Source organism: Prescottella soli, assembly GCF_040024445.1.
GTDB lineage: Bacteria > Actinomycetota > Actinomycetes > Mycobacteriales > Mycobacteriaceae > Prescottella > Prescottella soli.
The window spans coordinates 3,690,843-3,716,998 of sequence record NZ_CP157276.1 but is presented as its reverse complement, the minus strand read 5'-3'; the positions used below and the strand labels follow the sequence as shown (position 1 = coordinate 3,716,998).

At 69.6% G+C, this 26,156-nt stretch carries 24 protein-coding genes; 8 read left to right on the top strand and 16 right to left on the bottom strand.

The window, feature by feature from the left end; translation table 11 throughout:
- Positions 1–16 precede the first annotated feature (16 nt).
- On the bottom strand, positions 17–634 hold the full coding sequence (locus tag ABI214_RS17310) for a hypothetical protein (RefSeq protein WP_348603749.1): 618 nt from the start codon (positions 632–634) through the stop codon (positions 17–19).
- A 129-nt stretch (positions 635–763) separates the two neighbouring features.
- Positions 764–1,618: an SDR family oxidoreductase gene (locus tag ABI214_RS17305; RefSeq protein ID WP_348603748.1), complete on the bottom strand. Its 855-nt coding sequence runs from the start codon at positions 1,616–1,618 to the stop codon at positions 764–766.
- A 161-nt stretch (positions 1,619–1,779) separates the two neighbouring features.
- Between ABI214_RS17305 and ABI214_RS17300 the strand changes: the two genes are divergently transcribed.
- Complete coding sequence (locus ABI214_RS17300; protein ID WP_348603747.1) at positions 1,780–2,358, top strand: TetR/AcrR family transcriptional regulator; 579 nt, start codon at positions 1,780–1,782, stop codon at positions 2,356–2,358.
- Positions 2,359–2,410: 52 nt separating this feature from the next.
- Here ABI214_RS17300 and ABI214_RS17295 read toward each other — a convergent pair whose 3' ends face one another.
- From ABI214_RS17295 to ABI214_RS17265, 7 genes are all read right to left on the bottom strand, one after another.
- Positions 2,411–3,466, bottom strand: a complete 1,056-nt coding sequence (locus ABI214_RS17295; protein WP_348603746.1) for an NAD(P)H-dependent flavin oxidoreductase — start codon at positions 3,464–3,466, stop codon at positions 2,411–2,413.
- 215 nt (positions 3,467–3,681) lie between these two features.
- Positions 3,682–4,260 carry a serine O-acetyltransferase EpsC gene (epsC, locus tag ABI214_RS17290; RefSeq protein ID WP_348603745.1) on the bottom strand — a complete coding sequence of 193 codons (579 nt, stop codon included), beginning with the start codon at positions 4,258–4,260 and terminating at the stop codon, positions 3,682–3,684.
- Between the two features lie 5 nt (positions 4,261–4,265).
- Positions 4,266–5,198, bottom strand: a complete 933-nt coding sequence (gene cysK, locus ABI214_RS17285; RefSeq protein WP_348603744.1) for a cysteine synthase A — start codon at positions 5,196–5,198, stop codon at positions 4,266–4,268.
- Between the two features lie 229 nt (positions 5,199–5,427).
- Entirely contained in the window at positions 5,428–7,257 is a 1,830-nt protein-coding gene (locus tag ABI214_RS17280) for a phosphoenolpyruvate carboxykinase (GTP) (protein ID WP_348603743.1), read from the bottom strand.
- Between the two features lie 291 nt (positions 7,258–7,548).
- Positions 7,549–7,854: a DUF6802 family protein gene (locus tag ABI214_RS17275; RefSeq protein WP_348603742.1), complete on the bottom strand. Its 306-nt coding sequence runs from the start codon at positions 7,852–7,854 to the stop codon at positions 7,549–7,551.
- Between the two features lie 32 nt (positions 7,855–7,886).
- The gene (locus tag ABI214_RS17270; protein WP_348603741.1) at positions 7,887–9,314 is read right to left on the bottom strand and encodes a hypothetical protein; all 1,428 of its coding nucleotides are present in this window, start codon (positions 9,312–9,314) and stop codon (positions 7,887–7,889) included.
- Positions 9,311–10,021: a hypothetical protein gene (locus ABI214_RS17265; RefSeq protein ID WP_348603740.1), complete on the bottom strand. Its 711-nt coding sequence runs from the start codon at positions 10,019–10,021 to the stop codon at positions 9,311–9,313. The genes ABI214_RS17270 and ABI214_RS17265 overlap by 4 nt, the downstream gene beginning before the upstream one ends.
- A gap of 196 nt (positions 10,022–10,217) precedes the next feature.
- On the opposite strand from ABI214_RS17265, the gene trmB reads away from it, so the two are divergent.
- Genes trmB through ABI214_RS17250 form a run of 3 tightly spaced genes read left to right on the top strand, consistent with a single transcriptional unit; the run spans position 10,218 to position 14,433 of the window.
- Positions 10,218–11,012, top strand: a complete 795-nt coding sequence (gene trmB, locus ABI214_RS17260) for a tRNA (guanosine(46)-N7)-methyltransferase TrmB (RefSeq protein WP_348611709.1) — start codon at positions 10,218–10,220, stop codon at positions 11,010–11,012.
- A complete protein-coding gene (locus ABI214_RS17255) occupies positions 11,009–11,701 on the top strand; it encodes an NYN domain-containing protein (RefSeq protein WP_348603739.1) in 693 nt (230 codons plus the stop codon). The genes trmB and ABI214_RS17255 overlap by 4 nt, the downstream gene beginning before the upstream one ends.
- A gap of 11 nt (positions 11,702–11,712) precedes the next feature.
- Entirely contained in the window at positions 11,713–14,433 is a 2,721-nt protein-coding gene (locus tag ABI214_RS17250; protein WP_348603738.1) for an MMPL family transporter, read from the top strand.
- 3 nt (positions 14,434–14,436) lie between these two features.
- Here the strand turns inward: ABI214_RS17250 and ABI214_RS17245 are convergent, their stop codons facing one another.
- Both ABI214_RS17245 and ABI214_RS17240 read right to left on the bottom strand, forming a co-directional pair.
- On the bottom strand, positions 14,437–15,117 hold the full coding sequence (locus ABI214_RS17245; protein WP_348603737.1) for a DUF1707 SHOCT-like domain-containing protein: 681 nt from the start codon (positions 15,115–15,117) through the stop codon (positions 14,437–14,439).
- A 14-nt stretch (positions 15,118–15,131) separates the two neighbouring features.
- Positions 15,132–16,274 (bottom strand): AI-2E family transporter, encoded by a 1,143-nt coding sequence (locus ABI214_RS17240; RefSeq protein WP_348611706.1) that lies wholly within the window; start codon positions 16,272–16,274, stop codon positions 15,132–15,134.
- A gap of 256 nt (positions 16,275–16,530) precedes the next feature.
- On the opposite strand from ABI214_RS17240, the gene ABI214_RS17235 reads away from it, so the two are divergent.
- Together ABI214_RS17235 and ABI214_RS17230 are read left to right on the top strand one after the other, a co-directional pair.
- Positions 16,531–17,988, top strand: a complete 1,458-nt coding sequence (locus ABI214_RS17235; RefSeq protein ID WP_348603736.1) for an adenylate/guanylate cyclase domain-containing protein — start codon at positions 16,531–16,533, stop codon at positions 17,986–17,988.
- 28 nt (positions 17,989–18,016) lie between these two features.
- Entirely contained in the window at positions 18,017–19,192 is a 1,176-nt protein-coding gene (locus tag ABI214_RS17230) for a lysylphosphatidylglycerol synthase transmembrane domain-containing protein (protein ID WP_348603735.1), read from the top strand.
- 12 nt (positions 19,193–19,204) lie between these two features.
- Here the strand turns inward: ABI214_RS17230 and ABI214_RS17225 are convergent, their stop codons facing one another.
- Positions 19,205–19,888, bottom strand: coding sequence for a FadR/GntR family transcriptional regulator (locus ABI214_RS17225; protein ID WP_348603734.1), 684 nt, complete (start codon positions 19,886–19,888; stop codon positions 19,205–19,207).
- Between the two features lie 196 nt (positions 19,889–20,084).
- Between ABI214_RS17225 and ABI214_RS17220 the strand changes: the two genes are divergently transcribed.
- Positions 20,085–21,758: a 2-isopropylmalate synthase gene (locus ABI214_RS17220; RefSeq protein ID WP_348611702.1), complete on the top strand. Its 1,674-nt coding sequence runs from the start codon at positions 20,085–20,087 to the stop codon at positions 21,756–21,758.
- A 61-nt stretch (positions 21,759–21,819) separates the two neighbouring features.
- Here the strand turns inward: ABI214_RS17220 and ABI214_RS17215 are convergent, their stop codons facing one another.
- A complete protein-coding gene (locus tag ABI214_RS17215; protein WP_348603733.1) occupies positions 21,820–22,425 on the bottom strand; it encodes a hypothetical protein in 606 nt (201 codons plus the stop codon).
- A 306-nt stretch (positions 22,426–22,731) separates the two neighbouring features.
- Between ABI214_RS17215 and ABI214_RS17210 the strand changes: the two genes are divergently transcribed.
- Positions 22,732–23,286, top strand: a complete 555-nt coding sequence (locus ABI214_RS17210; RefSeq protein ID WP_348603732.1) for a YceI family protein — start codon at positions 22,732–22,734, stop codon at positions 23,284–23,286.
- An 87-nt stretch (positions 23,287–23,373) separates the two neighbouring features.
- On the opposite strand, the gene paaI is transcribed toward ABI214_RS17210, so the two are convergent.
- From paaI to paaZ, 3 genes are read right to left on the bottom strand one after another with little or no spacing between them, the layout of a single operon-like run.
- Complete coding sequence (paaI, locus tag ABI214_RS17205) at positions 23,374–23,778, bottom strand: hydroxyphenylacetyl-CoA thioesterase PaaI (protein WP_348603731.1); 405 nt, start codon at positions 23,776–23,778, stop codon at positions 23,374–23,376.
- Positions 23,775–23,960, bottom strand: a complete 186-nt coding sequence (locus ABI214_RS17200; RefSeq protein ID WP_348603730.1) for a hypothetical protein — start codon at positions 23,958–23,960, stop codon at positions 23,775–23,777. The genes paaI and ABI214_RS17200 overlap by 4 nt, the downstream gene beginning before the upstream one ends.
- Before the next feature lies 1 nt (position 23,961).
- Positions 23,962–26,010 carry a phenylacetic acid degradation bifunctional protein PaaZ gene (gene paaZ / locus ABI214_RS17195; protein ID WP_348603729.1) on the bottom strand — a complete coding sequence of 683 codons (2,049 nt, stop codon included), beginning with the start codon at positions 26,008–26,010 and terminating at the stop codon, positions 23,962–23,964.
- Positions 26,011–26,156: the final 146 nt, after the last annotated feature.

Sequence of the window (26,156 nt, the reverse complement as noted above, 5' to 3'; positions counted from 1 at the left end):
CCGCGTGAGCCTCGCTCTAGCTCCCGCCGCTGCCGGATCCGGTGCTCGATCCGAGCAGCGGAAGCAGGCTCGCACTGCCGACTCCGGCCTCGAGTGCGGTGCTACCGAAGGACAGGACCGGGGAGACGCTGCCGAGACCACCCGGCACGATCACGGGCATCATCGAGACCCCGACGTTGCTCGGGTCCAGGACCGAGTTCCACCCGCCGCACGCGCCCAGGTAGATGTAGACACCGTTGTCGACCTGGAAAGTCTTTGAGCCGGTGTTCGGTCCGGGGAAGAGCAGGCTGTTGCTCGCCGACGGGCCGAGCCGCAATCCCGGGGACAACATGATCTGGATGAGCTTGGCGTAGTCCTTGGCGTTGTACGCGACGAAGGCCTCGAGGCCCTTCGCCCCGTCGAGCAACGCTGAGGTGCAGGTGGACTCGCCCAACAGGCCCACCGCCTTCTTGGGGTTGGTCAACGTGAGTTCGAGGTTCTTGCCGCCGAAGCCGCCCTGCTCGGCGTTCAGCGTCGGGCCGTCGTATCGATCGGCCGCCGCCGCCGTTCCGGTCCCGGTGAGCGCGAGGCCCACGACCATCGTCGTCGACGCAATCAGCCCCGCGGCAACCCTTTTCGCCTTCCGTAACTTCACGCTTTCCTCCGTGTCCGATGTGACGTGTGACGCCCGACCCTCTCCACGACCGAGCGCGAACAAGATCGGAAGACTCATCGTCGCATGCCGCGGCCACCACGCGGGTCTCGTTGCGCGCGACCGATCGCGTCACCGGTTGCCGGGATACCGCAGGAAGCGCCAGGCGTAGCGAGCCAGGCGGGTGACCGGGACCGACCTCGGCCACGAGTCGGGGCGGAAGTACGCGTCCGATCCACCGTCGACGAAAACGACGCTGCCGCAGAGGAAGTCCGCCGAATCGGAGAGCATGAACACCACCCAGTCCCCGAGCTGGCCCGCGTCGCCGAAACCACCGACCGGCACCGGGAACCGCCGAACGGTCTTGGCCTCCAGCGGCGTCGCGAGCTGCTTCTCGAGCAGCGGCGTCATGATCGCACCCGGCGCGAGGACGTTGAGCCGGATCCCGGCACCGGCCCAGTCCGTCGTCGTCGCGTGGCGGCGAGCCCATCGGGTGACCGCGATCTTCGATCCGGCGTACATGATCGGCGCGGCGCCCTTCCCGAACAATCGCACCGACCGCACCGCCTTGTCCACGTCGCCGGACAGCAAGGCCCCGACCGTGCGCCTCGGAACCGCCGGCGTGGTGGTCGTCGAATTACTGCCGAACACCACTACTTTGGCTCGACCGGACGCAGCCAGCGCGGCGCGCCATCCGTCGAGCAGCTCGACGACACCCAGGTAGTTCACCGCACCGATCACGGGCAGCCGCTCGGCGCCGGGAGTCGGGCCGACGCCGGCGGCGAGCACCGCACCGTCGAGCCTTCCTCCGGCCTGCGCCAGTACTTCCCGCACGGCATGCCCGCGCCCCTCCGCCGTGGACAGGTCGGCGACCACCTCCGCCGCCTGGACGTCGACGCCGATGACGGTGTGCCCCGCCGCCGTCAGCTTCTCCACGACCGCGCGACCCATGCCCGACGCCGAACCGGTGACCGCATAGACACCCATGAACACCCTCCCGTGACGACCGGCGGGCGCAGAGGACCTTCCCCGGCGAGCCCGTCGATAAATTTGACACGCTACGCCATAAATGTTGTGATCCGCGGATGAACGGCGAACCACTCTCGCCCCCTTCTCCATCGGGCCGCCGGGGACGCGGCCGGCCCAGCGTGCTCGACGCCGAATCCGTGGCCGAGGCCGCGCTGCGGCTGTGGTCCGAGCGGGGGTACGCCGCGACCGGCTGGCACGAGCTGTCGGAGGCGACGGGGATCAGCACGCGAACACTGATCCGTCACTTCTCCTCGAAGGCCGCGATCGCCTGGGTCGGCGTGGGTGCGGCGACGCAGCGCCTGCGCGCGGGACTCGACGCGGCGGCCGACGACACCCCGATCGCCGAGGCGATCCGCACCGCCGTCGTGTCCTCTGTCTCGCACGAGCCACGCATCCGCCACGCCAGTCGGGAATGGCTGCAACTGATCTCGCACGAGCCGGAGATCGCGGCCGGGGCGTCGGTCGCGTACCGACCGTGGATCGACGAACTCGCCGGATACATCCACGGCCGGCTCCCGGAGGCCCCGCCCGCGATCTGCCGGGCGCTGGCCACCGCCTACCAGGCCGCCGCGGGCGCCGCCCTGGCCGAGTGGGCGCTGTCCGGCGCCGACACCGAACCGGCCGACGCCGTCGACGCCATGCTGCGCTGGATGGACGTGCACGCGCCGATCCCGTCGCGGGAGCGCCCCGAAAGCTGAAGGGTCCCTTCACGCGCCGTCCGCGCCCGAAGGGACCCTTCAGCTCTTCGGCTCAGCGCGCCAGCTGAAGCTCGTCGAGCCTTTGTTCGGCCTCGGCGACGATCCGCTCGACGAGTTCGGCGACGCTGGGGAGGTCGTCGATCATTCCGACGACCTGACCGGCCGCGAGCACGCCCGCGCCGGTGTCGCCGTCCACCAGCCCGGCGCGCAGGAGCATGGGGCTGTTCGCCGACATCATCAGTTGCGCCAGGGTGCGGTCGCCGCCGCGGACCAGGCTGAGCCCTTCGGACATCAGTGCCCGCCAGCTGATTCCGGTCAGCTTTCGGAATCGCACGGTGTTGACGGCCGCGTGAGCGAGGGTGCGGACTCCCCGGCTCCGCTCGAGCGAGTCGACCAGTCCGGTGCGCAGCACGCGGTGCGGGATGCCGTCGACCTTGGTGGTGACCACGGTGCCGTCGAGTCCACGCGCGAGGTACTCGCGCTTCACCGACTCGGGCACCGTGCTGTCGCTGGTGAGCAGGAAGCGCGTCCCCATCGCGATGCCCGACGCCCCGTAGGCCATGGCCGCCGCGAGTCCGCTGCCGTCGAAGAATCCGCCGGAGGCGACCACCGGGATGTCGACCGCGCGCACGACCGACGGCAGCAGCAGGGTGGTGGCGACGCCGCCGGTGTGCCCGCCGCCCTCGCCGCCCTGCACGATCACGACGTCGGCGCCCCAACTTGCAACCTTCTCGGCGTGCCGCGCCGCCCCGACCGTCGGGATCACGACGATGCCGGCGTCCTTGAACCGCGCGATCATCTCCTTCCGCGGCGCCAGCGCGAACGACGCGACCCGCACCCCCTCGCGGATGAGCAGTTCGACGCGGTCCTGCGCGTCCTCGGCGTCCGCGCGCAGATTCACCCCGAACGGGGCGTCGGTGCGCTCCTTGGTTTCCCGGATCGCCGATCGCAGCTCGTCGTAGGTCATCGTCGCCGACGCGATGATGCCGAGCCCGCCGGCGCGTGCCGTCGCGGTGACCAGTCGCGAGCCCGATACCCAGCCCATCCCGGTCTGGACGACCGGGTGTTCGACGCCGACCAGTTCGGTGAGTGCGGTGCGCAGGGTCATGGCCGCACCTCCGCGATCGCATGAGCAAACCCCTCCGGCAAGGCCGTGCCGATATCCGCGAGCATTCCGTCCCCCAATCAATACCAAGCAAGCAGTTGCTTGGTATTGATAGCACGGCAAGGCGGCCCGGGCGATCACGCCACCCCGCAAACAGCTGAAGGGTCCCTTCACACGCTGTCAGCGTATGAAGGGACCCTTCAGCTTCGAGACCTGACTCAGATGTACATGGCCGGATCGATGTACGACGTCGGGTCGACGAGCTGCTCGTGACGCTTGCGGGGCCGCACGGCGGCGGGGATCCCGGTCGCGATGGCGTCGGCCGGGACGTCGCGGGTGACGACGGCGTTGGCGCCGATCGCGCTGTCGTCGCCGATCACCAGCGGCCCGAGGACCTTCGCACCGGCGCCGATCGTGACGCGGTTGCCGATCGTGGGGTGCCGCTTGGCCTTCGCGAGCGATCGCCCGCCGAGCGTGACGCCGTGGTAGATCATGACGTCGTCGCCGATCTCGGTGGTCTCACCGATCACGACACCCATGCCGTGGTCGATGAAGAAGCGCCGGCCGATGGTGGCGCCGGGATGGATCTCGACGCCGGTGAGGAACCTCGTGAACTGGGCCAGCATCCGGGCCGGGCCGCGCAGCGCGGGCTTGGCCCACATGCGGTGCGCGATCCGGTGCGACCAGATCGCGTGCAGGCCCGAGTACACGACGGCATTCTCGACGTCGCTGCGCGCGGCCGGATCCTGGCCCCTTGCCGCCTGGAGATCCTCCCGGATCGTGCGCAGGACACTCACAATGCTCAGCCCCGGATGTGCTCGAAGAGCGGGGTCGAGATGTAGCGCTCGCCGAAGTCGGGCACCACGACGACGATCGTCTTGCCGGCGTTCTCCGGACGCTTGGCCAGCTCGAGCGCCGCCCACACGTTCGCGCCCGCCGAGATGCCACCGAGGATGCCCTCGTCGGTGCCGAGGCTGCGGGCGACGCGGATCGCGTCGTCGAACTCGACGTCGATGATCTCGTCGTAGATCTCGCGGTCGAGGACCTCGGGCACGAAGTTCGCGCCGATGCCCTGGATCTTGTGCGGGCCGGGCTGGCCGCCGTTGAGGATCGGCGAGTCAGCCGGCTCGACGCCGACGATCGTGACCTCGGGCTTGTACTTGCGCAGCGTGCGGCCGGTGCCGGTGAGGGTGCCGCCGGTGCCGATGCCGGCGACGAAGACGTCGACGTCACCGTCGGTGTCGGCCCAGATCTCCTCGCCCGTGGTGCGCGCGTGGATCTCCGGGTTGGCCGCGTTCGCGAACTGGCGCGCCAGGACCGCGTTCTCGGTCTGCGTGACGATCTCCTCGGCCTTCTTCACCGCGCCCGCCATGCCCTCCGCGCCCGGCGTGAGGACGATCTCGGCGCCGAAGGCGCGCAGCATGACGCGACGCTCGGTGGACATCGTCTCGGGCATCGTGAGGATGACCTTGTAGCCGCGGGCCGCACCGACCATGGCGAGCGCGATGCCGGTGTTGCCGGAGGTGCCCTCGACGATCGTGCCGCCGGGCTTCAGCTCACCGGACTGCTCGGCGGCGTCGATGATCGCGACACCGATGCGGTCCTTGACGCTGTTGGCCGGGTTGTAGAACTCGAGCTTCGCCACCACCTGGGCGCCGAGGCCCTCGGTCAGACGGTTCAGGCGCACCAGCGGGGTGCGTCCGACCAGTTCGGTGACGTTGTTGTAGATCCCCATGCCGGATCCTCCTCGTGGCCACGTCGGGCAGCCAGGTCGATGTCAGGTTGCTGCTATTGCACCATCCCGTCGTGAACGGCACAGAGCCGGGTCCACACACGTACGAACGTATACGCACGTCGACACAATTGTGGGCAGCCGTCCTTCCACATTCACCCCCGAAACGCCGAATGTCACATCGGTTCAGTCGAACTGAACCGATGTGACATTCGGTCGAAGCAAGAGGGGATCAGGCCAGGCGCTGCTTCAGGGCCTCGAACTCGTCGCGGACGCCCGACGGCACCTTCTCGCCCAGGAACTCGAGCCACTCCTCGATGAGCGGGATCTCGGCCTTCCACTCCTCGACGTCGACGGCCAGGGCCTCGTCGACGTCAGCGGCCTCGACGTCCAGGCCGTCCAGGGTGAGGTCGGCAGCGGTCGGCACGAAACCGATCGGGGTGCTGACGGCGTCGGCCTTGTGCTCGATGCGGTCGATGATCCACTTGAGCACGCGGGAGTTCTCGCCGAAACCGGGCCACAGGAAGCGGCCGTCCTCGCCACGACGGAACCAGTTCACGTAGAAGATCTTAGGGAGCTTCTCCGAGTCGGCGTTCTTGCCGAGGTTGATCCAGTGGTTCAGGTAGTCGCCGGCGTTGTAGCCGAGGAACGGCAGCATCGCCATCGGGTCGCGGCGCACGGCGCCGACCTTGCCCTCGGCGGCCGCGGTCTGCTCGGACGACAGCGTCGCACCGAGGAAGGTGCCGTGCTGCCAGCCGAAGGACTCGCTGACCAGCGGAACCGTGGTCTTACGACGTCCACCGAACAGGATCGCCGAGATCGGCACACCCTGCGGGTCGTCCCACTCGGGGGCCAGGATCGGGCACTGCGACATCGGGGTGCAGTAGCGCGAGTTCGGATGGGCGGCGTTGGTACCGGACTCGGGGGTCCAGTCGTTGCCCTTCCAGTCGATCAGGTGCGCGGGGGTGTCCTCGAGACCCTCCCACCACACGTCACCGTCGTCGGTCAGGCCGACGTTGGTGTACAGGGTGTTGCCGGCCTCGACCGTCTTCATGGCGTTCGGGTTGGAGCCGTGGTTGGTGCCCGGCGCGACGCCGAAGAAACCGAACTCCGGGTTGACGGCGTACAGGCGGCCGTCCTCACCGAAGCGCATCCACGCGATGTCGTCACCGAGGGTCTCGGCGCGCCAGCCCGGGATGGTCGGCTGGATCATCGCGAGGTTGGTCTTGCCACAGGCCGACGGGAACGCGGCCGCGACGTAGTAGTTCTTGTTCTCCGGCGAGATCAGCTTGAGGATCAGCATGTGCTCGGCCAGCCAGCCCTCGTCGTGCGCCATCGCCGAGGCGATACGCAGCGAGTAGCACTTCTTGCCGAGCAGGGCGTTTCCGCCGTAGCCGGAACCGTAGGACCAGATCTCGCGGTCCTCGGGGAAGTGGGTGATGTACTTGGTGTCGTTGCACGGCCACGCGACGTCCTGCTGACCCGGCTCGAGGGGCGCGCCCACCGAGTGCAGGGCCTTCACGAACGGACGGTCGGTGCCCATCTTCTCGAGCGCGGCTTTGCCCATGCGGGTCATGATGCGCATCGACACGACGACGTACTCGGAGTCGGTGATCTCGACACCCAGCTTCGGGTCGTCGGCGCCGAGCGGGCCCATGCAGAACGGCACCACGTACATGGTGCGACCGCGCATGCTGCCGCGGTACAGCTCCGTCATGAGCGACCGCATCTCGGCCGGGTCCATCCAGTTGTTGGTCGGGCCTGCGTCGATCTGCTCCTTCGAGCAGATGTAGGTGCGGGACTCGACGCGCGCCACGTCCGACGGATCGGAGTTGCCGAGGAACGAGTTCGGCTTCTTCTCCTCGTTCAGGCGGGTGAACGTCCCGGCCTCGACGAGCTGATCGGTCAGGCGCTCCCACTCCTCGTCGGAGCCGTCGGCGAAGACGACCCGGTCGGGCTGGGTCAGCTCGGCAACCTCGCGAACCCAGGCGAGCAGCTCGGAGTGCTCAGTGGGGGGCGTGCCGTCAGTTCCGTTCAGACCGGGAATGGTCGCTGAGGTCATCAAACTCTCCTGGGGTGGGGCCGGGAACCGGAACGACCAGATCAGCCCCGCGCAGTGCGGGGCTGAGAGGTTGAACCGATTTCCCCCTCTCGGCGGGGTGCAGCCCGCCCACTCCGCCGGCCGCCCGCGTACGTCACCGCGGACAACGAACGAAGGACACGGGTGCCGGGTGTCCTAGGTATAGAGGTTAACGCCGCGGGTCGATCTGGGGGGAACCGGGTGTCGTCGGTTAGGTCACAGGAACGATTCAGACGACACCGGGCTTCACCGACTCCGGCAAACCTCGCATTTCTAGAGGTCCAAGCCGCCCTCGTCGACGCGCTCCCAGTGTTCGCGGCCGTCGGCGTCGCGGTGAAACTCCCAGGCCGCGTAGTCGCCGTCACCGTCGACGATCGTCACGTGGTCGGCGTCCCCGTCACCGTCGGTGTCGGTCGCGACGATCAGGGCGTCGTCCACCTCGAAGGACTGCGTGTCGAGGATGCCGTCGCCGTCGATGTCGAACGCGGCGCCCGTCAGCGACACCGCCCCCGATTCGGCCCCGAAGTTCTCGGGATCGATGTCGGGCCGGTCGGCCGTCAACTCCTCGGTGGTGATCATGCTGCCTCCCAGCGGTCGCCGTACAACTGTCGTCACGGCATTGGACGCGCCGCGGCGCCGCCCGGTTCCCCCGAGTTCGCCCGGGCCTCGAGTGCCCCGAGAACCGCGACGAGTGCACCGCGGTCCCTTTCGCACGCTGCCACGCGGCCGCTGCGTTCGGCCGCGAGCCGACGCGCCTCGGCCTCGACGCCCGCCAGTTCCTCGTCCGCCGCGAGCCCCGCCGCGCGGCTGTCCGCGATCACGCGGGTGCTCACCGCCGCCTCGGTCTCGAGGATCCGGCCGAGCACCCGCTGTTCGAGCTGCGCCCGCAGGTGAGCGGCGCTGTCCGACGCCCACTGCCGCAGGTACGCGCGGTCGGCGACCAGCCGCCGGGCCCCCGCCAGCCACCACGCCGCGGCCCCGCCGAGTGCCAGCGTGATCGGGATCGTGGCGATGTCGAGCGCCGGCACCATCGCGATCGGGGCGACCGCGAGCCGCCCCAGACCGACACCGGCCGACGCCCCGACGACCACCATCATCCGGTCCTCGACGCCGCGGTGGCGCGGCTCCGGCGCCGGCGGCGGGTCGTGCGGGGCGGGAGCCGCCGGCGGCAGATCCGACACCCCGGCCCGGGCAGCGAGGTCCGCGAGCCGACGCCCGACGACCTCGTCCAGGTCGGCCGACGCGTGGTCCGCCAGCTCACCCATCCGTTCGGGGAGCGTGCGCAGGTCGCGGCGTCCGGCCCGGTCGATGTCGGCCCGCATGGCCGCCGAGACGGCGCGGACCTCGCCGCCCGCCGCGTGCATCAGGTCGATCCGGGCCCGTTGGACGTCACCGCGCAACTGCGCCAGGCGTTCGGCCCGCCCGCCGTCGCGCATCGCGACCAGCCGGGCCCTGCGCGCCCGCAGCTCGGCGGTCGCGGCGTCGCTGCCCTCCCTCGTCGCCCGGGCGGTCTCGTTGATCCGTCGGCAGGTCCGCTCGACCAGGGAATGCGCCGCCCGGCGGGTGTTGCGGTCGGCGGTGACTCCGGGGTCGGTGGCGAGCGCGTCCCGCACCACCGCCGACAGCGCGTCGGCGTCGAGGAGGACGCGGACGTCGGCGTAGCGCGCCGAGTGCGCCCGCAACAGCGCCTCGTTCCGCTCGCGGACCGCGTCCCGGTCCGGGTGTGCACCGGCGAGCACGAAGACCACCCGCTCCACGTCCGCGGCGGCCGCGTCGAGCGCGGCCAGTTCGTCGCGTCCGAGCACGGAGGCGCCGTCGAGCACCATCACCACGACCGCGGCCCGGTCCGGGGCGCCGGTCACGGCGTCGAACGGCGCCAGGGCGTCGAGCACCGACGTCGGGTCGATCCCCCGCACCGCCACGACGCGGACCCCGCGCCCGGTCCGATCCCGGTCGCGCCACCGGCGCAGACCGTCCGGGTCCCACCGTTCGACGATCCGTTGCGCGTCGGCCGGGAACTCCGGCACGTCGGGCGTCACCGCACGTCCAGGGGTGTGTCCGAGTGTGTGCGGGCGTGCAGGCGCCGACGAGCGAGCGCACGTCGACGCCGATCCGCGGCACCGTCGCCGGACGCCTCGGCCGCGTGCGCCGCGAGCTGCACCGCCTCGTCGCTGCGCAGATAACTCTCGAGCACGTCCCGCTCGGGCCCGCGCGCCGCGGCCTCGGCCACCGTCTTCAGCGCCACCCGGCCACGACAGGCCGAGGCGGCGTGTACGCAGGCCGCGACGGCGGCCACCACGTCTTGCACGCCGTCCGGAGTCCCCGGCGCCGGCGCGCGAGCCACCGACGGCAGGGTCCGAACGCCCGTCTCGGCCTCGCATTCGGCGGCGATCCGCAACGCGGCGCCCCACGACCCCAGCAGGTCGGCCTTGTTCACCAGCGCGACCGTCGCGTCACGCGGCGCGCGCGTCAATGCGTCGATGTCGGGGGTGCGCGGCGCCCCGGACAGCACGTAGACGACGACGTCGCCGTCCAGGACCGGGTCGGCCGCACCGGGCGCGTCCACCGCCGACGACTCGGCCACAGGCCCGAGCCCGGCGCGCCCCAGGACACCGGCGACGGCGGTGCGTCCGACACCCGCGCGGCCCACGACCTGGATCCGGATCGGCGCGGTCGCCTCGTCCAGCGCCTGCCGGGCCGCGCCGATGTCCGCGGCGATGCGGCCGAGCAGCTCGAATCCGCTCAACTGTGTCCCCCCGTGTTCCCCCTGCCGACCGGCGACGCCGATTCTGTCAGTGCGGAGAAGGGGAGAGCAAGAGCACGCGGAGAGCGCCTCCACCGTCGCTACCAGGCAGAACAGCGGCGATTCGGGAGCCGAACCCCCGAAATCCGACCAAATTGTCCATATTATCGGTCGACCGTGTCGGCTGGCACTCGCGGACATACGTGACAATGGTGCGGTGAACCACGCCGATCAGGACGCACCCGAGACCCCGCGCGACGACGTCGACCCCGCGCCCGCCGACGCTGACGCAGACCAGCCCGTCAGCGCCGAGAAGGGTTCACGCCTCTACCCGCGGGTGACCAGTTTCCGGTCCCGCCGCGGTTCACTGACCGATCCGCAGCAGGGCGCGTGGGACCGGATGTGGCCGAATATCGGCCGGGACGTCGGCGACGATCTGATCGACACCACGGCGTGGTTCGGCCGCGAGGCTCCGTTGATCGTCGAGATCGGCTCCGGGACGGGCACCGCGACGGCCGCGATGGCGAAGGCCGAGCCGCACGTGAACCTGATCGCCGTCGAGGTCTACCGTCCGGGCCTGGCTCAGCTGCTCCAGCTCGTCGAGCGCGAGGACATCCAGAACGTCCGGGTGCTGCGCGGCGACGCCGTCGAGGTGCTCGAGCACATGGTGGCCCCGGAGTCGCTGACCGGTGTCCGGGTCTTCTTCCCGGACCCGTGGCCCAAGGCCCGGCACCACAAGCGTCGGCTGTTGCAGGGGCCGACGTTCGCGCTCATCGCGAGCCGGCTGAAGCCGGGCGGTGTGCTGCACGTCGCGACCGACCACGCCGAGTACGCGGAGGCGATCCGCGAGGCCGGTGACGCGGAGCCGCTGCTCACCGAGCTCGACTGGCAGTCCCCGATGACGCACGAGCGCCCGGTGACGAAGTTCGAGGACAAGGCGCACAAGGTCGGAAGCTCCATCACAGAACTCATCTGGGGGAAGATCAAGTCATGAGTCTCAGCGAAAGCACGCCCAACACCGGGCTTGCGGGCGATTCCCTCGACGACAACGGGCGCGACGTCCGACAGCACAAGCGGGTGCTGCTGGTCTGGGACGCACCGAACCTCGACATGGGGCTCGGCGCGATCCTGGGCGGACGGCCGACGGCCGCGTACCGCCCGCGTTTCGACGCGCTGGGCCGTTGGCTGCTGTCGCGGACGGCGGAGCTGTCCGCGACCGAGACGGCGACTCTCGAGCCCGAGGCGACGGTGTTCACCAACATCGCCCCTGGTAGCGCCGATGTCGTCCGCCCGTGGGTGGAGGCTCTGCGTAATGTGGGTTTCGCGGTGTTCGCCAAGCCCAAGGTGGAGGAGGACAGCGACGTCGATTCCGACATGCTCCACCACATTGCGCTTCGCCGTGGTGAGGGTCTGGCCGGTGTCATGGTCGCCTCCGCCGATGGGCAGGCGTTCCGTGAGCCTCTGGAGGACATCGCGGCAGCCGGCGTGCCGGTGCAGGTTCTCGGGTTCCGCGAGCACGCCAGTTGGGCGGTCTCGTCCGACATCCTGGACTTCGTCGACCTCGAGGACATCCCCGGCGTCTTCCGTGAGCCGCTGCCGCGGGTGAGCCTCGAGTCCCTGCCCGACGAGGGCGCCTGGTTGCAGCCGTTCCGCCCACTGTCCGCCCTGCTCGTCGGGCGCTGAGGAGTCGATACGTGTTCGCTCGCTGGGGAGATCTCGTCTATCGGGCCCGCTTCACCGTCATCGCGGTGATGGTGGCCGGGCTGTTGGCGCTGGGCGCCTACGGCTCCGGCCTCGGGCCTCACCTCAGTCAGAGCGGTTGGGACGATCCGGGTTCGGAGTCGGTGGCCGCGGCGAAGCTCGCGGACGGCACGTTCGGCCGTGACACCGCCGGCGACGTCGTGGCGATGTACACGGCACCCGACGGCAAGACCGTCGACGACCCGGCGTTCGGCGCGAAGGTCTCCGACAGCCTGCAACGCGTGCTGGAGGAGCATCCCGACGAGGTCGCGAAGGTCAACGGCAGCTATTTCGCGCTGCCGAACACCCCGCGCGTGGCATCGCTGGCGAGCAAGGACAAGACGCACGCGATCGCGAGCATCGCGTTGAAGGGCGACAACGACACCGCGATCACCAACAACTTCCGGGAGGTCCGGGACGCGTTCGCGATCGACGGCGTCGAGGTCCAGCTCGCCGGCATGCAGCCGGTCGCGAGCGCCATCAACGACACGATGGCCAACGACCTCAAACGCATGGAGCTCATCGCGATCCCGGCGGTCGGGGTCCTGCTGTTCTTCGTGTTCGGCGGCGTCATCGCGGCCGCGCTACCCCTGATCGTCGGCGGCCTGACGATTCTCGGCGCCAACGGCATCGTGCGGGTGTTCACGCACTTCGCCGAGATCAATGTCTTCGTGGCGTCGGTCGTCTCGCTGATCGGTCTGGGCCTGGCGATCGACTACGGCCTGTTCATCGTCAGCCGGTTCCGCGAGGAGTTGGGCGACGGATACGACACGCGTGCGGCGGTGCGCCGCAGTGTCATGACCGCGGGTCGCACGGTGTTGTTCTCCTCGACGATGATCGCGGTCAGCCTCGGCGGCCTGATCCTGTTCCCGCAGGGCTTCCTCAAGTCCGTCGCCTACGGCGCGATCGCGACGGTGCTGTTGGCGGCGTTCACCTCGGTCACGCTCCTACCGGCGATCCTCAGCATCCTGGGGCGGCGCATCGACAAGTTCGGTCTCAAGCGGTTCGGCCAGATCAAGTCGACCGAGGAGATCGAGTCCAGCATGTGGGGCCGGCTGACGCGCTGGGTGATGCGCAATCCGCTCAAGGTGACGATCCCCATCGTGATCGGCCTGCTGCTGCTCATCATCCCCATGACGGGCATCAAGTTCGGTGGCATCAACGAGGACTACCTGCCGCCGGACAACCCGACCCGCGTCGCGCAGGAACAGTTCGACGAACTGTTCCCGGGCAACCGCACCGAGCCGGTCAAGCTGGTGGTCACCGGCGCGCAGGGCGCCCAGGTGGGCCAGATCATCAAGAGCGCGAACGAGGCGCCGGGGCTGGTCGAGAAGTTCTCGATCACCGGCCCCGCGAAGGACGGCGTCCAGGTCCTCAAGGCCGGTCTGGTGGACCGCAACGACTCGGCACCGACCATCGACTACCTGCGCTCGATGGACACCCCGGACGGCGTCCAGGTCCTCGTCGGCGGCACGCCGGCGATCGAGCAGGACAGCATCAGCGCCCTGCTCGACAACCTGCCACTCATGATCGTCTCGGTCCTGGCGGTGACGACGCTGCTGATGTTCCTGGCGTTCGGCTCAATCGTGTTGCCGATCAAGGCGGTGCTGATGAGCGCGCTCGGTCTCGGGGCGACGCTCGGCATCCTGACGTGGATCTTCATCGACGGAAACGGCTCGAGCCTGCTGAACTTCACGCCGGGACCGATCACGTCGCCGGTGCTGGTGTTGATCGTCGCGATCATCTACGGCCTGTCGATCGACTACGAGGTGTTCCTGCTCTCCCGCATGGTCGAGGCCCGCTCGCAAGGCGCGAGCACGACGGAGTCCATCCGGATCGGCACCGCGCACACCGGCCGCATCATCACCGCCGCGGCTCTGATCCTGATCGTGGTCACCGGCGCGTTCGGGTTCTCGGAACTGGTGATGATGAAGTACATCGCGTACGGCATGATCGCGGCGCTGATCATCGACGCGACGCTGATCCGCATGTTCCTCGTGCCCGCGGTCATGAAGCTCCTGGGCGACGACTGCTGGTGGGCACCGGCATGGATGAAGCGGATCCAGCAGAAGATCGGGCTCGGCGAGCCGATCCTCGACGACGAGCTGAGGGCCGCGGAAGTGCCCGTGCTGGCGACCGCGGACACCGCGATGGCCCCGGTCGCGGCCCCGGCTCTGCCGGCCCGCCCGACGGAGCCGCTGACGCAGCCCCTCCCCCGGGTCTCGGCGGCGCCTCGCGCCCGCTCGGCGACACCGCGCCCGGTCGCGCCCGAACCGGGTCGCGCGCCGGCGAACGACGCCCCGAAGATCAACGTCCCGACGAACGCGGCGCCGCGGAACGAGGCGCCGACGCCCGCCCCCGCGGTGGCACCCGAGCCGCGACCCCGTCCGCAGCCGTCCAACCCGGACGGCGACGAGGTGGCGTGGCTCGCGGCGCTCCGCGCGCCGCACACGGGCGTCATCCCGGCCGTCGTGCCGGCACCGGAACCGACCCCGGCACCGGAACCCGCACCGGAGCCGGCCCCGGCGCCCGAGCCGGAACGCGCGGCCCGGCGCGAGGTCGCCGAGGAGCCGTCCGACACGGACACCGGTCGTCATCACCGCGTCGACGGTTCGGCCGTGAGCGTGAGCGAACTGCTCGCCCGGCACCGGGACGACGACCGGGTCAACGACTGATCGTCAGCTGCCGAGCATCCTGCGCAGGGTCGTGCCGTACGGGTATCGCGCGGTGATCGATCCGAAGCGCACGCGGCCACGGACGACGAGGTGCATCGGGCCGTAGGGCGGGCCGGTGCGGACCTTGTTCGACACGGAGCCGGCGACGGTGTCGACGTCGTTGAGGTCCGCCGTCGCTTCCGGCGGGAGAACGAGCGAGACGGATCCACAGGAGTCGTCGATGGTCAGGTGGACCACCTGGGTCTGCATCACAGCTTCGGTGAAGTCCAGGGTCGAGCTGCCCATCCGCGTGTCGAGGTGCAGCGCCGGCGGCACGTTCCAGCGGCCCTTGCGGGTGATCGTCGACATGCGCCCGCGGATGACGAGAGGATGCTGCCCGGGATGACCGCCGGTCACCGGCGCCGCGGCACCGGGCGCGCCCACGGCCGGCGACCCGACGGCCGGAGCGGGCGATGCGGGGACGGCCGGCGGGTGGACCCCGTTCGTGTAGGTCGGGTCGATCTGCATTCCCGGCAGATCCACGAGGACGGCGTTGAGCTCGCCGCGGGTCTTCGCCGCGAGCGCGGTGTCCATTCGTTCGGTGAACTCGCCGAGCGAGAGCATGCCCTGCCCCACCGCTCGCTGAAGCAGTTTGCCGACGTGCTCGCGCTCGGCATCGGACACCCGCAGATCTCTCGCCTCCATGCGGGCAAGAGTAGTCAGTCGCGCGGTCGGTCCGATTTGCCGTCGGGCCGGTCGGCGGGTTCGTCGGGTGTCGCGGGGAACATCGGGACGGATGGGTCGACGTCGGCGAGCGACTCGTAGGCCTCCTCCTGATCCTCCGCGCAGAGGGAGCGGATGGCGGTGTTGAGGAACGCGACGATCGGCACGGCCAGCAGTCCGCCGACGATGCCGGCGAGGACGATGCCGGTGGTGATCGCGAGGACCACCGCGAGCGGGTGCAGCCGGACCGCACGTCCGAGCAGCAGCGGCTGCAGCACGTGTCCTTCGAGCTGCATGATGCCGACGATGATGCCGAGCACGATCAGCGCGGTCAGCAGGCCCTTGGTCACGAGGGCGACGAGGACCGCGAGGAACCCGGTGACGAAGGCGCCGACGATGGGGATGAACGCGCCGATGAAGACGAGCGAGGCGAGCGGCAGGGCCAGCGGCACGCCGAGGATCGCGAGGCCGGCGCCGATGCCGATCGCGTCGGCCGCGGCCACCGCGACCGTCGCGCGGGTGTAGCCGACGAGGGTGCTGAAGCCCTGTCGGCCGGCGACCCGAACCCGGGTGCGGGTGGTCTTCGGGACGATCCGCGTCACGAACTCCCAGACCTGGTCACCGCCGTAGAGGAAGAACACGAGGGTGAAGAGGGTAAGGAAGGCCCCGGCGAAGATCTCGCCGACGACGGTGGCGGTGGTCAGCGCCCCGCTGGTGAGCGCCTCCTGGTTGGACTGGAGGGCCTTGACGACGTTGTCGCCGGCGTGCCGGATCTGGTCCTGGCTGAAGTGCAGCGGCCCCTCGGTGAGCCATCCCTGGGCCTTGTTGACGCTGGTGGTGAACTGGTCGGTCAGCCCGGGTATGCCCTCGACGAACTGTTCCACGACGAACGACAGGATCGCGCCGACGATGCCCATCGTGCCGACGACGGTGATGATCACGGCGGCGGACCGCGGCACCCCGCGCCGGTTTATCCAGTTGACGGACGGGGTGAGCAGCGCGGCCAGCAGCAGCGCCAGCGCCACGGGGATGACGACCGCATAGAGCTTGGTGACGACGTATCCGAGCGCGAGCAGTCCGGCGAAGAGCACCAGCAGGCGCCACGTCCAGGCGGCGCCGACGCGCACGAGTGGATGCACGGACGCCGACGCGGGCCGCTCGGGTTCCGTGTCGGACGATTTCTGCGTTTTCGCCTGTGCGGGAGCGTCGCCCGGTTCGTTGTCGCCCACTGCGCGAGCCTAACGGCGCAGGACCGTCCGCGGCGGAGAAACGTCCGCCGGGCGCGGCAAGCATGTGCGCTGCCGAGCTGCGAAGGATGTCCCGCTAAATTATGAGGTCGTGTGGGCATCGTACCGAGCAGTGGCGCTGACGATTCGCAGTCGTTGGCCTCTCTACATGCTCTCGATGCTCGGGGCGAACCTGCTCGGCGCCGTGCTGGTCTTCGCGTTCGTCCGCTACGGGATCCCGATTCCGGAGTCGGCGGACATCATCAACGACCACGTCCGCAACTTCGCCGTCTTCAGCGTGTACCTCGTCTTCGCCGGCGTCGTCAGCCTCACGGCCGCGGCGATGATGCTGCGTTCGGTGATCCGCTGGCAGCTGCGGGGCGGCCCACCGACCCGGGCCGAGCAGATGGCGGCGCTGCACGCACCGCTGCGACAGGCGATCGTCCACCTGATCCTGTGGTTCCTGGGTGGCGTGATCTTCGTGCTCCTCACGGCCGAGGAGATGCCCGAGCTGGCGATCGCGGTGGTGGTGACGGTCGGCATGGCCGCCACGACGACGTTCGGGTTCACGTACATGCTCGGCGAGCGGATCCTGCGCCCGGTCGCGGCGCAGGCCCTGAGCGAGGGCCAGTTCGACCGGACGATGGCGCCCGGCGTCGGCACCCGCATGGCGATGACGTGGGGCCTGGGCACGTTGATGCCGGTCATCGGCATCATCCTGCTGTGCGTCACGCAGCTCACCACCGACCTCGAGTTCGCGCCCAGCGCGCTCGCCTGGGCGATTCTGCTCCTGTCGATCATGGCGATCGGGCAGGCGTTCGCGCTGTCGATGCTGACCGCGAGCCAGATCTCCGACCCCATCCGGCAGCTGCGGCGCGCGATCGAGCGGGCGCAGCGCGGCGAGACGGACGTGCGCGTCGAGGTGTTCGACGGCTCCGAGATAGGCCGCCTGCAGGTCGGCTTCAACCGGATGATGCGCGAGTCCGACGAGCGGAAGCTGCTGCGCGAGCTGTTCGGCCAGCACGTCGGCCAGGACGTCGCCCGTCGGGCGCTGCAGTTCGGCACGGAGCTGGGCGGCGAGACGCGGTTCGTCGCGGTGCTGTTCGTCGACATGGTCGGCTCCACCGGCGCGGCGGCGGAGCGCCCACCGAGTGAGGTCGTCGAGTTGCTCAACGAGTTCTTCCGGGTGGTCGTCGACGTCGTCGACCGGCACCACGGATTCGTCAACAAATTCATGGGCGACGCGGCGCTCGCGATCTTCGGTGCTCCGTTGGATCGTCCGGACGCGCCGACGGCCGCGTTGGCGGCGGCGCGGGAGCTGCGTTTCGCGCTCAACGAGATCACCGGCCTGGACATCGGCATCGGGGTGTCGGCGGGTCTGGCGGTCGCGGGCAATATCGGCGCGGCCGAGCGGTTCGAGTACACCGTGATCGGCGACCCAGTGAACGAGGCGTCGCGGCTGACGGAGCTTGCGAAGCTGCGGCCGAGCCGGGTCCTGGCGTCGACGAGTGCGCTGTACTTCGCCGACGACGAGGAGCAGGCGCACTGGGAGCTGGGCGAGCAGGTCCAGCTGCGGGGTCGGCGCCGCAACACCCACCTCGCCTGGCCGGTGTTGTATCCGGAGTGACGTGAACAATCTTGGTTACCCTGGGCTCGTGGCACAGCCGGAGCCCGACCCACGAGTCGGCGACCCAGATCGGCCGCGCGGTCGTTTCTGGTGGCTCAAGTGGGCCGCCGGTGCGCTGCTGGTGGCCCTGTTGGTCGGCGAGGGCATCTACCTGTGGCCGCGGCTGCACGAGTCGTGGCTGGCGCTGACGGAGATCCACTGGGGCTGGGTGGCGGTGTGCATCGCGGCGCAGGCGGTCTCGTTGAGCGGCTACGGCCGCGTCCAGAAGCAGTTGCTGCACGCCGGTGGCGTGTCGGTCGGTCAGGGCAAGTCGCTCTCGGTGATCTACGGATCGACGGCGATGGCGTTGACGCTGCCCGCCGGTCAGGTGTTCTCGACGGCCTTCACGTACCGGGAGACCCGCCGTTGGGGCGCCACCCCGGTGGTGGCGTCGTGGCAGCTCGCGATCTCCGGAGTGATCGCGGCCGCGGGGCTGGCGGCGATCGGTGTGGCCGGTGCGCTGCTGGTCGGTGGATCGGTGAGCCCGTTCACGCTGCTGTTCTCGGTGGCCGGGTTGATCGCGCTGGTGTACGCCGGCCGCTACGTGTCGGCGCATCCCGAGTCGATCGAGCGCGCGGCGCGCTGGGTGCTGACTCGCGTGAACCGGGTGCTGCGCAAGCCGCCGGAGACCGGCATGGACGCCGTCCGGACCACGATCGACCAGCTCGACTCGGTGCAGCTCGGCAAGCGCGACGCGGCGGTCTCGCTCGCCTGGTCGACGGTGCACCGGGTGGCCGACGTGGTCTGCCTGGGCGCGGCGTGTTTCGCGATCGGGGCCGATCCGCTGCTCGCTGGCCTGCTCATCGCGTTCGCGGCGGGTAAGGCGGTCGCGACGATCCCGGGCGCGCCGGGTGGCCTGGTGTACGTCGACGCGACGCTGATCGCGGCGCTGACGACGGCCGCGAGCATCAGCGCGTCGCAGGCGGTGGCGGCCGCGTTCGTCTACCGCGGGGTGAGTTTCATCCTCGTCGCGATCGTCGGCTGGATCGTCTTCCTCTTCCTGTTCCGGGGCCGCCAGCACGGCGACCTCGAGTTCGATGTCGAACTCGAGCACCGGGAGACGGCTGCACTGCAGGAGCGGCACGCCGTCGCCGACCCGATCGAGGTCCGGCTCGAGAGCCCGACAGCAGAGCCGGAGCACCGCCCGCCGTCACGTCCGGAGTGACCGCAATCGGCGTCACCCCAGGTCGGCGGCCATTCCCTCGAGGTGCGCGCGGCTGACGCGGGCCGCCTCGTCGACGTCGCCGGCCGCGATCGCGTCCACGAGGGCGGCGTGCTCGTCGGCGTCGGGTTCGGTGTCCCGGTGCCGCAGGCCGAGGAGGGCGATCATCTCGGTCATCGCGTCCGCCAGTCGCGGCACGAACGTCTCGAACAGTTCGGACAGCACGGGGTTGTGCGCGGCTGCGACGACCGACCGGTGCACGGCGATGTCGGCCTCGACGAACTCGCGGTCCGGGGCGTCGGCCGCGTCCGCACGCAGTTCGAGGGCGCGTCGCATCGCGGCGACGTCGGCGTCGGTGGCGCGCAGGGCCGCCAGCCGCGCGGCCTCGATCTCGATCGCGGCGCGGACCTCGACGACGGCCGCAATGGCTTCGCGCTGGAGCACGCCCTCCCAGCCGTCGACCTCGGGTTCGGTGCGGTCGACGAACACGCCGGCACCCTGACGCGCCCGCAACATGCCTTGGCCCGCGAGCATCCGCAGCGCCTCCCGGATCGTCGACCGTCCGACCCCCAGTTCCGTCGCGAGGGTGGTCTCGCCCGGCAGCTTCGACCCGATCTCCCACTCGCCTGCCTGCAGGCGGCGGCGCAGCTGGTCGGCAACCTGATCGGCCAGCAGGTTCCGGGTGAGCGCGGCAGTCAATCGAACTCCTCAGGTTGTCAGACAAGTTGTTTTGCTCTAGCTTAGCGAACATGACGCATCGCGGACTGCTTCTCGGCCGCCGCGGCGGGGTCTGACCGGACCGGCACCCCGCCGCGGGGTTCCGCCGTGCCGGTCGACCACTTCGATCCGCACAGGAGCATCCGCCGTGAACTGGAATCGCCAACGCCCGTCGTCCATGCCGAGCCACCGCTACCGTCCGCATTCGGAGCGCGTCGACGTCCCGCTCATCGAACGCGCGTGGCCCACCGCCCGCACCACCACCGCACCACTGTGGGTGCCGGTGGACCTGCGCGACGGCAATCAGGCCCTCGCCGAACCGATGGACCCCGCCCGCAAGCGCAGGTTCTTCGAGCTGATGATCGCCATGGGATACAAGGAGATCGAGGTCGGGTACCCGTCGGCCAGCCAGACGGACTTCGACTTCGTCCGCGACCTCGCCGAGCAGGACCTGGTGCCCGACGACGTCACCATCGTCGTGTTCACCGCAGCGCGAACCGATCTCATCGAGCGCACGTTCGAGTCGGTGCGCGGCCTGCCGAACGTCGTGTTGCACATGTACACCGCGACGGCCCCGACGTGGCGCTCGGTGGTCCTCGGACACGATCGGGACGCGCTGCACCGCCTGATCTTCGACGCCGCACAGGACCTCGCCCGCGGCGGCGATGCCCAGTCGGGCGTGCGCTTCGAGTTCTCCCCCGAGGTGTTCAACCTGACCGAACCCGACTACGTGCTGCGGGTGTGCGACAGCCTCACCGAACTGTGGGACGCGTCGCCCGACCGGACGGTGATCCACAATCTGCCTGCGACGGTGGAGATTTCGACACCCAACGTGTACGCCGATCAGATCGAGTACATGCACCGCCATCTGGCCCGCCGCGAGTCCGTGATCCTGTCGGTGCATCCGCACAACGACCGCGGCACCGGCGTCGCGTGCGCCGAACTGGCGGTACTGGCCGGCGCGCAGCGCGTCGAGGGATGCCTTTTCGGCAACGGGGAACGCACCGGCAACGTCGACCTGGTGACGCTCGCGCTCAATCTGCACGCGCAGGGCGTGGATCCGATGATCGACTTCTCCGACATCGACGAGGTCCGGCGAACGGTGGAGTACTGCAACAGGATCGACGTGCACGCCCGGCATCCGTACGGCGGCGATCTGGTGTACACGGCGTTCTCCGGCACTCACCAGGACGCGATCAAGAAGGGCTTCGCGCACCACCACGCGGCCGCCGCGGCGGCCGGGATCGACCCGGGGCAGGCGCCGTGGGACGTGCCGTATCTGCCGATCGATCCACGCGACGTGGGACGCGACTACGAGGCCGTGATCCGGGTGAACAGCCAGTCCGGCAAGGGCGGGATCGCGTACCTGCTGCAGACCGGGCACGGCATCGATCTGCCGCGGCCGGTGCAGATCGACTTCGCCCGACGCGTGCAGCGGGCCACCGACGACGGCGGCGGCGAGGTGACGGCGGAACAGCTGTGGGAGTTGATGTTCGCGGAGTACGGCTTCGACGGCAAGCTGGGTCAGTGGTCGATCGAGCACCGGGAGGGCGGCGACCATCTCCGGATTCGCGCCGAGTTCGACGGCGCCGCGATCGACGGGGCGGCCTTCGCGGGTGGGCCGGTCGAGGCGCTCACCAAGATCCTGGCCGACCACGGCCGGCCGGTGGAGGTGCTCTCGCTCGTGCAGCAGTCCGTGGGGGCGGGCAGCGCGGGGCGGGCCGCGACGTTCGCGCTCTGCCGTAGTGGCGGCGCCCAGCACTGGGGGATCGGATTCGACCAGTCGGTGACCGCATCGGCGTTGCGCGCAGTGCTTGCCGCTACGGCGAGGGCGACAGCCGTGCAGGAGTGAGCAGACCGGCGCCGACCGAAACGTGGCTCACCCGAGCACGTTCCGGTCGGCGTCAGGCGAATCAGCTGATGGCTGCGGACAGCGTGCTGCTACCGGCGCCACTCAGCAGCATGTTGGCGATGACACTGCTGCCGCCCTCCATGCTCATCGTGGTGCTGCCCAGATCCAGCGCTTGGCCGAGGCTGCCGAAACCGCCCGGGGAGAAGACGACCTGGTAGCTGTAGGACAGGATCGCATCCTGCGCGGCACCGTCGATGCACGCTCCGACGACGGCGTACGCGCCCGGCGTGATCGGCTTGAGCAGACCGGTGTTGGCTTCGCCCCCGGTGGTGCTCTTCACCGTCGGCGTGGCGGCGGTGGTCGGGTTTCCGATGTAGTAGACCTTGCCGAGGAGGTCGACGAAGCCCGGCCACTGGTCGGTCGGCTTCGCGGCGAGGGGCAGCGCGTCGGTCGCGTTCAGGACGATGGGCATACACACGATGCCCTGGTCGGTGCTGGTCTGAGTGACGGTCATGTCGATGACGTCGCCGTCGACACTGGCGGAAATCTTCGGGGCGGGCACCTCGGTGTCCGGGGCGGCGGACGCGATACCCGGCAGAGCCAGGGCCAGTGCGCCGGTCAGTGCGACGGCAGCGCCGGCACCACGAGCAGCAATCTTCTTCGACAACGGCTTCTCCTCGCGTTCAGAGCACGGATCGCCACCGCCCCACCAGCGCCGAGATCCGGCGCAGCAGAAACGAATACGTGGCAGTCCGCAGATAGTGACGACGGACATAGCAGCCAAACAGGGCGAACGTACCACGGATAGTTACTCGAGGGTAAGAACAATTTCTCGACACCCTCCCGGCCTGCATCGAAGCCCCCGAGGGGGCAACTGTGACCGGCATCACATCCACTTGCGGAATGCCTGAACCGCTGCCACCGTTGTAACCACAGTCTTTGAAGTTTCAACTACTTGCCTCCGGGAGCACACATGACCACCGCCACCACCGCCCTTCCGAACCTGACCGCCGGCACCTGGGCCATCGACCCCACCCACTCGACCGTCGGATTCGTGGTCCGGCACCTCGTGGTGAGCAAGGTCCGTGGCACGTTCAACGACTTCACCGGTGCGATCACCGTCGCCGAGGACGGCACCCCGTCCGTGCACGCCGAGATCCAGGTCGCGTCCATCGACACCAACAACGAGCAGCGTGACGGCCACATCAAGTCGGCCGACTTCTTCGACGTCGAGCAGTTCCCGACGGCCAAGTTCGTCTCCACCGCAGTGCGTCCCGCCGGCTCCAACTTCGTCGTCGAGGGCGAGTTCACGCTCCACGGTGTGACCAAGCCGGTCGAGCTGGCGCTCGAGTTCCTGGGCGTCAACCCGGGCATGGGCAACGGCCCGGTCGCCGGCTTCGAGGCCACCACCACCATCAACCGCAAGGACTTCGGCATCAGCATCGAGATGCCGCTCGAGGGTGGCGGCGCCGTGGTCGGCGACAAGATCACCATCAACCTCGAGATCGAGGCCGGCCTGCAGGCCTGATCGGCCCCGGGCAGACTGCGCGCCCGCCACGGCCTCCTGCCGCGGCGGGCGCGCGCCTGTCCTCCGATCGCCGGCCGGGGAGGCGGCTCACCGAGAGCGTGCGAGGGACCTGCTGTCGCCGCGGAACTCGGCGACGGTCCGGCCCCGAACCCGCACGGTGACGTCGTAGATGCCGTTGCGGCCGTAGCGTTCCCGCTCGACTGCCTCTGCAACGAGCTCGTCACCCAGGCGAGTGGGAGCCAGGAAACGAATGTCCGCCCGCGCGGCGACCGCAGGCTCGCCGTATCCGTTGCACGCGAGCGCAAACGCCGTGTCCGCCAGGGTGAAAACGAATCCGCCGTGCGTGATTCCGTGCCCGTTCACCATCGTCTCGCCGACCGTCATCGATGCGACCGCACGGCCCGGGACCAGTTCCCGCACCTCGATCCCGAGCGCCCGAGATGCCACGTCGGCATCGAACATCTCTCGCGCCGAACCGTATTCGAGAGTCATACTTCTCCCACCGGTCCGTGGACCGATTCCTCTTCCTGGGTGAACATCGTGACCCCTCGCGTGGCGAAGTTGCGGACGTCCCTGCCGGCTTCCCGCATCTCCGCCGACGCCAGTCCTGCGTGCATCGTCTCAGCATCGGGATCCTCGGGATGGCCGTAACAGACCACCACCTTTCGCCCCATGTCAGAGCCCCTCGTCGGACGCGCCCTTGGCGACGAGGGTGAGGACGTCGTAGGTCGCTACCGCATCGCCGTTCTGATTCTCGACCACGGCGTCCCACCGCACCTCGCCGTAGTCGGCGCTGCTGCGCGGTGTGATCTGCTTCGCCGTCAGCGTCACCGTCAGACTGTCGTCCGCCTTGACCGGGGTGAGGAAACGCAGACTGTCGACGCCGAAGTTCGCGAGGACAGGTCCCGGGTTCGGCTCGACGAACAGCCCAGCCGCGAGCGAGACCACGAGGTAGCCGTGCGCGACGATGCCGCCGAAGAGAGGGTTCGCCGCCGCAGCATCGGGATCGGTGTGCGCATAGAAGGTGTCGCCGGTGAACTCCGCGAAATGGTCGATGTCCGCCAGTGTGACCTGCCGCGGTCCTCCGACGACGGTGTCCCCGATCCGCAACTCCGCCAGATTCTTCCGGAACGGATGGATACCCTCGTCGGCTCGCCGAGATCCGGGGACCCAACGGTTGCCGACGGCAGTCAGGATGTCGGGGGTGGCCTGGACCGCGGTGCGTTGCATGTGGTGCAGGACTCCACGGATGCCACCGAGCTCCTCACCGCCACCGGCGCGGCCCGGGCCACCGTGCACGAGCACCGGGAGCGGCGAGCCGTGCCCGGTCGATTCCCGCGCGTCGTCCCGGTTGAGAACCAGGACCCGTCCGTGAAACGGCGCCAGCCCCAGCACGATGTCGCGGGCGAGCCCGGCGTCGCGGGTGACGAGGGATGCCACGAGGCTGCCCTTGCCGCGGGCCGCGAGTTCGAGCAGCTCGTCGGTGCCGGCGTATCCGATCACCGTGCTCACCGGCCCGAACGCCTCGATGTCGTGCGGCTCGTCGGCAGTCGTGTCGTCACAGCGCAGCAGGATCGGGGGCAGGAACGCGCCGGCCGACCGGTCCGCCCCCACGACGTCGAAGTCCTCCGGGTCGCCCACCACGATCTGCGCCGACTTCGTCAGTCCGCGAAGCGCTTTCAGCACCTCGTCGCGCTGCTCGACGCTCGCCAGCGCGCCCATGGTGACCCCCTCGGCACCGGGGGCGCCGACCACGACCCGCGCGAGGCGGCCCCGCACGGCCTCGACCACGTCGTCGACCAGGCCGGACGGAACGAAGGCACGGCGGATCGCGGTGCACTTCTGGCCGGCCTTCACGGTCATCTCCGTGACGAGTTGTTTGACGTAGAGATCGAACTCCTCGCTGCCGGGTTCGACGTCTGCACCGAGAATGGAGGCGTTGAGCGAATCCGCCTCGGCGTTGAAGTGCACACCCTCGGCGACAACTCGCGGATGGGCCCGCAGCATCGCCGCGGTGTCCGCGGATCCGGTGAACGCGACCGAATCCTGCCCACCGAGGTGGTCGAGCAGATCACGCGCGCTGCCGGAGAGCAGCTGGACCGACCCTTCCGGCAGCAGCCCGGACTCGATGATGCGGCGGAACACCAGTTCGGTGAGGTAGGCCGTCTGACTTGCCGGCTTGACGATCGACGGCACTCCGGCGATGAAGGCCGGCGCCAGCTTCTCGAGGAAGCCCCACACCGGGAAGTTGAATGCGTTGATCTGGACGGCGACACCGCGACGCGAGGTGTAGACGTGCTGACCGAGGAACGTCCCCGCCTTGCCCAGCTGCTCGTGGGGCCCGTCGAGGTAGACGGTGTCGTTCGGCAGTTCGCGCCGCGCCTTGCTCGCGTAGCTCAGCAGGGTCCCGAAGCCGCCGTCGATGTCGACACCGGAGTCGCGTCGCGTCGCGCCGGTGGCCGTGGAGAGCTCGTAGAACTCGTCCTTGCCTGCCATCAGCGTCAGGGCCAACGCCTTCAGCGCTGCGGCGCGCTCGTGGAAGGTGAGTTCGGCCAGGGCGGGCCCGCCGACCGCACGGGCGTACGTCACCATCCCGGCGACGTCGAGCCCGGTCGACGAGATGCGCGCCACCTCGGAACCGTCGACTGCACTCAGCAGCGGCGTTCCGGCATCGGGTGCCGTGTACCAGCTCCCGGCTACGTAACTTTGCACTAACCTGCTCACGACTACCTCTTCCCACCGTACGTTCGGTCGGTAATTAGAATCGCCAGACCCTCGACTGATTGTCAAGGCCCGAGACATATTTCGATGTCGTGCGGGTTCTCCTCCCGAGATAGGCGAACCCTTGCGCCCCGACCGAAGGTTCGGTT

Excerpts from the sequence above, each read along its gene's own strand:
- ABI214_RS17305 (WP_348603748.1), bottom strand. The coding sequence starts at position 1,618 with ATGGGTGTCTATGCGGTCACCGGTTCGGCGTCGGGCATGGGTCGCGCG.
- ABI214_RS17295 (WP_348603746.1), bottom strand. The coding sequence starts at position 3,466 with ATGACCCTGCGCACCGCACTCACCGAACTGGTCGGCGTCGAACACCCG.
- cysK (WP_348603744.1), bottom strand. The coding sequence starts at position 5,198 with ATGGGGATCTACAACAACGTCACCGAACTGGTCGGACGCACCCCGCTG.
- ABI214_RS17280 (WP_348603743.1), bottom strand. The coding sequence starts at position 7,257 with ATGACCTCAGCGACCATTCCCGGTCTGAACGGAACTGACGGCACGCCC.
- ABI214_RS17275 (WP_348603742.1), bottom strand. The coding sequence starts at position 7,854 with ATGATCACCACCGAGGAGTTGACGGCCGACCGGCCCGACATCGATCCC.
- ABI214_RS17255 (WP_348603739.1), top strand. The coding sequence starts at position 11,009 with ATGAGTCTCAGCGAAAGCACGCCCAACACCGGGCTTGCGGGCGATTCC.
- ABI214_RS17245 (WP_348603737.1), bottom strand. The coding sequence starts at position 15,117 with ATGGAGGCGAGAGATCTGCGGGTGTCCGATGCCGAGCGCGAGCACGTC.
- ABI214_RS17235 (WP_348603736.1), top strand. The coding sequence starts at position 16,531 with ATGCTCTCGATGCTCGGGGCGAACCTGCTCGGCGCCGTGCTGGTCTTC.
- ABI214_RS17220 (WP_348611702.1), top strand. The coding sequence starts at position 20,085 with ATGCCGAGCCACCGCTACCGTCCGCATTCGGAGCGCGTCGACGTCCCG.
- ABI214_RS17210 (WP_348603732.1), top strand. The coding sequence starts at position 22,732 with ATGACCACCGCCACCACCGCCCTTCCGAACCTGACCGCCGGCACCTGG.
- paaI (WP_348603731.1), bottom strand. The coding sequence starts at position 23,778 with ATGACTCTCGAATACGGTTCGGCGCGAGAGATGTTCGATGCCGACGTG.
- ABI214_RS17200 (WP_348603730.1), bottom strand. The coding sequence starts at position 23,960 with ATGGGGCGAAAGGTGGTGGTCTGTTACGGCCATCCCGAGGATCCCGAT.